Raw genomic sequence first — 5,162 nt, forward strand, 5'->3', positions numbered from 1 at the left:
GGCGCGGAGCAGGCCCAATCCTCGTGGGCCGGTTTGGAGAATTTCGTTGGCGAAGATGGGCATGAGGGCCACGGCTCCACCGAGGAGCACGACGAAGAGATCCAGCGAGAAGGAGCCCAGCAGCATGGGCATGTGGCGTACATACTGGAATCCGGCGAGGACCACTTTGAGCGAGGCGGCGCGGTGCTCCATACGGCCGGGGCGTACGCGCAAGGTACCGATGAGGACGATGAACCAGAGCAGGGTGAGCAGGGTGAAGCAGTAGACGATGCCGGCGCCGGCCAGGTCGTGGGCGTGGGCTTCACGGGGGAACAGATGAACGAGGGGCAGGGTGAACAGCAATCCGCCAAGCGCGGGGCCAGTGGTGTTGGCTAGCTGGAAGATGGCTCCGCCCCAGGTAACGGCGTTGACGAAGTGCTGCTCCGGGACGAGGTGCGGGATGAGCGCGGAACTGGCGGGGCCGGAGAAGGAGCGGCCCGTGCCGATGAGAAAGAGAACAGCATAAATGAGGAAGACGCGGTGGTATCCCGCAACGGTAATGGCGAGCAGCGCGGCGGTGCAGACCATCTGCAGCGAGTAGCAGACGAGGATAACCTGGCGGCGGTCGAAGCGGTCGGCAACATGGCCGGCGGGAAGCAGGAAAAGGAGGCCGGGAAGGAAGAGAGCGAGGCCGGTATAGCCGAGGTCGAGAGGACGGTGGGTGATGGAGTAGACATGCCAGGCGACTGCAACGGCCTGGGCTTCAGCGCCGAGGATAGCCATGACACGGGCGAGCTGGTAGCGGCGGAAGTCCCGTGACGCGAATGCTTCCAAGCCGCGACGCGTGACTGGTTGAGGAGGGGAACCCACGAGATTAGGTTATCGGATGGCCGCCGGAACGGTCATTGAGGCTTGGTTACGGGAGTACCGGCTGCGGGCTTGGCGCTGTTGGTGGTTGTTCCAGCGGCGCGGGGAGTGGCTGCCTTTTTCTTTTTGTGGGCCGGGGGTGCCGGCTTGCAGGGGGCAGCGGCCGCAGCGGAGGACGCTTTGGTCTCGTGGGACGCGGATTCCTGCTGGACGGTGCGGAGCCGGGTCTGGAGATCGAAAATCTGCTTCTCGTGAGCGGCGGCACTACTCTGCATCTGGTCGTCGTATGCGTTGCGGGCTTTATTGACGTCGAGCAGAGTCTGCTGCAGGGCGGTTATCTGCTCGCCGGGCGCGGAGACACGGGACCCCTCTTCGACGCGCAGCAGGACGTCGTAAAAGGCGTCGAGGTGCTTCATGAGCGGGAGGGCGCGGCTCAGCGAGGCCGGCTCGGCATCGGCGGCGGCGATGAGCGGAGGGATGTTGGTTTGCAGATCGTGCATAAGGGCGGTGACGTTTTCGCCGGCCTCGTCGCGGACGGAGCCCTTTTTCCACTTGTCGATTTTGAGCGTGGAGAGCGCGGACTGGGTTTGTGCGAGCGCGGGCTGCAGCAGAGAGGATGCGTTGACGGCGGGAGCCATGGCGGCTGCAGCGTTGGTGGCCGTGGTGTTCGCGACGCCGGGCGGAGGAGTGGTGGGAACGACCTGAGGTTGGGATCCGGCACCTGCGGCCTGCGCACCGGCGATGGCTGCGAGGCAGCCGAAGGTTAGAAGGATGAGGGGAGTTCGCATGGTCTGGCTCTCGTCTTGGCACTCTGCGGACCGGAAGTCTGGTCCGCAGAGCGGTTCGTAACCGGGTTGTGCCTGTATCGTTGGATGCGTTCTGCTTACGCGTCCGGAAGGCGGGTGAACCTCAGGCCCACTCGCCTTTGCGCATCACCGGTTCGGAGGCGCCGGTAGCGGTGATGCCGTCGATGTCGAGTTCCCCATTGCCGATCATCCAGTCCACGTGAATCAGGCTGTCATTGGCTCCCCTGGCGGCAAGTTCTTCAGGGGAGAGCTTGTCACCGTCTTTGAGGCACGAGGTATAGGCCTGGCCGAGCGCAATGTGGCTGGCGGCGTTTTCGTCGAATAGCGTGTTGAGGAACAGCAAGCCGCTGGCTGCGATCGGCGACGAATGCGGAACGAGGGCGACCTCGCCGAGGCGGCGCGCCCCGTCGTCTGTGGAGATGAGCCGTTCCAGCACCTCGAGGCCGCGAGTGGCCTTGGCCTGAACGATGCGGCCGGCTTCAAAGCGCACCTCAATGCCTTCAATCATGGTGCCCTGGTAGCTGAGAGGCTTGGAGGCGCGGACGGTGCCGTCAGCACGGTCTTTGTGAGGCGTGGTGAAGATCTCCTCAGTGGGCATGTTGGGGATGCAGTAGAGGCCGTTGCCGGCGTGCGTGCCACCGCCCATCCACACATGATCGTCGGCCAGGCCGAGGCGGAAGTCGGTGCCGGGGCCGCGATAATGCAGGGTGGAGTAGCGCTTCTCATTCATGTAAGCGGCGCGGCGCTGGAGTCCGGCGTCATGATCCTTCCAGTTGGCCACGGGATCGTCGTTGTCGACGCGAGTGGTGCGAAAGATGGCTTCCCAGAGGGTGGCGAGGGCGGTCTCCGGCTGCAGCTCCGGGAACATGGCGGCGGCCCAGGCGGGAGTGGCGGCGGCCACGATGGTCCAGTTGATCTGGTGGCGGGTGATGAGTTCGAGAGCGGGGCGGTAGGCTTTGGAGACAGCTTGGTTGGCGCGGCCTACTTTCTCGGGATCCTCATTGGAGAGGAGCAGGGGGCTGGCGCCGGTGATCGCCAGGCGGGCGGCGCCGTTGCGGTAGGCTGCGCCCATGCCGTCGTAAAGCCAGCCGGCGGCCTTGTCGAAGGCCTCGTCGGGGGCGTAGCGATAGCGAAGGAGCTGGGCTTCGTCGTCCGCGTACACGGTGGTGACGAGGGAAGCTCCGGTGCGGTAAGCCTGCTCGGTAATGCGACGGGCGAGGGGGACGGCGTCGAGCGGCGCGGTGATGACAAGTTCCTGGCCGCGGGCGAGGCCCAGGCCTACTTCAATGGCCACGCGGGCCAGTTGGTCGAGTTTCTGCTCAAAGGAAAGTTCCTGCGCTAATGACGCCATATCGATTTGGACCTTCATAGGATTCGGGATTTTGAGGCAAGAGCGTGAAGGATTCAGCCGTACAGGGGGTGTTGCGGTAATGCTTAGACGAGAGGGTGTGCGGTTAGTGTGCGTGTCCGCAGCCTGCGCCGCAACCCATGGAGGCAGGCATTGCGCACGCTCCTGATCCGCAGGCGCCCATGCCGCAGGGCGCAGCCGCGCTGGCACCGCCTTTGGTGATGGCGCCGGCGCCGCCGCTGATGAGGCGCTTTACGCCTCCGCCGCAGGAGGGGCAGGAGTCAATCTCCGGCTCCGACATCTTTTGCCGCCGCTCGAAATGTCCGCCGCAGTCGCGGCACTCGTACTCATACGCGGGCATGGGATCTTCTCCTTGCTGCTCCTGTCATTATACGAAGGTTGCCGGAGATGAGAGCTGCTGCGGACCGGCGCGCAGGCAAGAGGCTGGACGTACAATGCTCGTCGGAGTGCAAGTATGACTCATTCTCGGCGGTCGTTTGTAAAGGCGGGTGCGGCAACCGCGATCGCGGCTGTGGGTTCGCGCGGGTTTTCGTTTGCGGCGGCGGGCGATGCGCCGGCCGCGCCACCGGCTCTGGAGCAATTTGGCTACGGCGAGGTGGAACTGCTGCCTGGCCCTCTGGCGGCGCAGTTCAGGACAAATCATGCATTTTATGCAGGGCTCGATGAGGATCGCCTTCTGAAGCCGTTTCGCCAGCGCGCGGGCATGCGGGCGCCGGGCGATGACATGGGCGGGTGGTATAGCTGGGCTCCGCTGGATGCGCTGTCGAAGCCGGGGGATAACGGGTTTGCGCCCGGGCACAGCTTCGGGCAGTACCTTTCAGGGCTGTCACGCTACTACGCGGCGACGGGACTGCCTTCGACGCGCGATAAGGTGCACCGGCTGGTGAAGGGGTTCTGGGCGGCCATCACGGAGGATTTCTGGCGCGACAACCGCTTTCCGGCGTACACCTACGACAAGATTTCGATTGGCCTGCTGGATGCGCACACGCTCACGGGAGCGCCGGATGCGCTGGCCATCCTGAACAAGACGCTGGACAGCGTGGAGAAGCACCTGCCGCCGGGCGGCATCTCGCGGGCGCAGCAGTACGAGCGCCCGCACAAGGATGAGAGCTTCTGCTGGGATGAGCCTTACACCGTGCCGGAGAACGCGTTCATCGCCTGGCAGCGGGGCGCAGGACTGCGGTATCGCGACCTGGCGGTACGGTTCCTGGCGGACTCGTGGTATTACGACCCGCTGGCGGCGGGGCAAAATGTGCTACCCGGCAAGCATGCGTACAGCCACGTGAACTGCCTGAGCTCGGCCATGCAGGCCTATCTCGTGCTGGGGAGCGATAAGCATCTTCGGGCGGCGCAGAATGGCTTTGACTTCGTGCGGGCTCAGAGCTTTGCGACCGGCGGGTGGGGGCCGGATGAGAACTTCCGAGTGCCGGGCAGCGGCGAGTTGGGCGAGAGCCTGACCAGGACGCACTCCAGCTTTGAGACGCCATGCGGGTCGTACGCGCACTTCAAAATCACGCGGTATCTGATGCGCGCGACCAGGGACAGCCGCTATGGCGACGCGATGGAGCGGGTGCTTTATAACTGCATTCTCGGCGCGAAGCCGATCGAAGCGGACGGTCACGGATTCTACTACTCGGACTATAACAACGACGGTTCGAAGTTCTATCACTCGTATAAGTGGCACTGCTGCACCGGAACGTTTGCGCAAGTGACGGCGGATTACGGGATCAGCGCGTACTTTCACGACGGGAACGGCGTGTACGTGAACCTGTTTGTGCCGTCGCGAGTGTACTGGAAGCGCGCGGATGGTCGGGTGACGCTCACGCAGCAGACGCGCTATCCGCATCAGCCGGCGACAAGTATTGCGATCGCGCTGGATAAGCCTGTGGCCTTCCCGGTGTATGTGCGAGTACCGGCGTGGGCGGGGGAGAAGACGACCATCGCCGTGAATGGGAAGCGGTTCATGTCGGGAGCGGAGCCGGGAAGGTTTGCCACGTTGCAGCGAACATGGGAGAACGGAGACCGGATCGAGATTGAGTTCGACATGCCTGTGATGCTGGAGGCGGTGGACGCGCAGCACAAGAACCTTGTGGCGCCGGTGCGAGGGCCGCTAGCGCTGTTCAGTGTGGGGGCGGTGCCGC

General features: G+C 64.3%; 5 protein-coding genes. 1 reads left to right on the plus strand and 4 read right to left on the minus strand.

Features of this window, described 5'->3' with window-relative positions; all coding sequences use genetic code 11:
* The 4 genes from VGL22_RS13940 to VGL22_RS13955 form a co-directional block, all read right to left on the minus strand.
* Nucleotides 1-813, minus strand: an 813-nt coding sequence (locus VGL22_RS13940) for an MFS transporter (RefSeq protein WP_465267542.1), incomplete at its 3' end; no start/stop codon positions are given.
* A 68-nt stretch (nucleotides 814-881) separates the two neighbouring features.
* The gene (locus VGL22_RS13945) at nucleotides 882-1,634 is read right to left on the minus strand and encodes a hypothetical protein (protein ID WP_465267543.1); all 753 of its coding nucleotides are present in this window, start codon (nucleotides 1,632-1,634) and stop codon (nucleotides 882-884) included.
* Between the two features lie 121 nt (nucleotides 1,635-1,755).
* Nucleotides 1,756-3,003: an aminopeptidase gene (locus VGL22_RS13950; protein ID WP_465267544.1), complete on the minus strand. Its 1,248-nt coding sequence runs from the start codon at nucleotides 3,001-3,003 to the stop codon at nucleotides 1,756-1,758.
* Between the two features lie 103 nt (nucleotides 3,004-3,106).
* Nucleotides 3,107-3,361: an FmdB family zinc ribbon protein gene (locus VGL22_RS13955; RefSeq protein WP_465267545.1), complete on the minus strand. Its 255-nt coding sequence runs from the start codon at nucleotides 3,359-3,361 to the stop codon at nucleotides 3,107-3,109.
* 114 nt (nucleotides 3,362-3,475) lie between these two features.
* On the opposite strand from VGL22_RS13955, the gene VGL22_RS13960 reads away from it, so the two are divergent.
* Nucleotides 3,476-5,162: beta-L-arabinofuranosidase domain-containing protein (locus tag VGL22_RS13960; RefSeq protein WP_465267546.1), on the plus strand; the 1,687-nt coding region annotated here is incomplete at its 3' end.

This window comes from Occallatibacter sp. (assembly GCF_036502485.1).
Taxonomy (GTDB): domain Bacteria; phylum Acidobacteriota; class Terriglobia; order Terriglobales; family Acidobacteriaceae; genus Telmatobacter.

Coding starts and splice junctions, on each gene's coding strand:
- VGL22_RS13945 (WP_465267543.1), bottom strand. CDS start 1,634: ATGCGAACTCCCCTCATCCTTCTAACCTTCGGCTGCCTCGCAGCCATC.
- VGL22_RS13950 (WP_465267544.1), bottom strand. CDS start 3,003: ATGGCGTCATTAGCGCAGGAACTTTCCTTTGAGCAGAAACTCGACCAA.
- VGL22_RS13955 (WP_465267545.1), bottom strand. CDS start 3,361: ATGCCCGCGTATGAGTACGAGTGCCGCGACTGCGGCGGACATTTCGAG.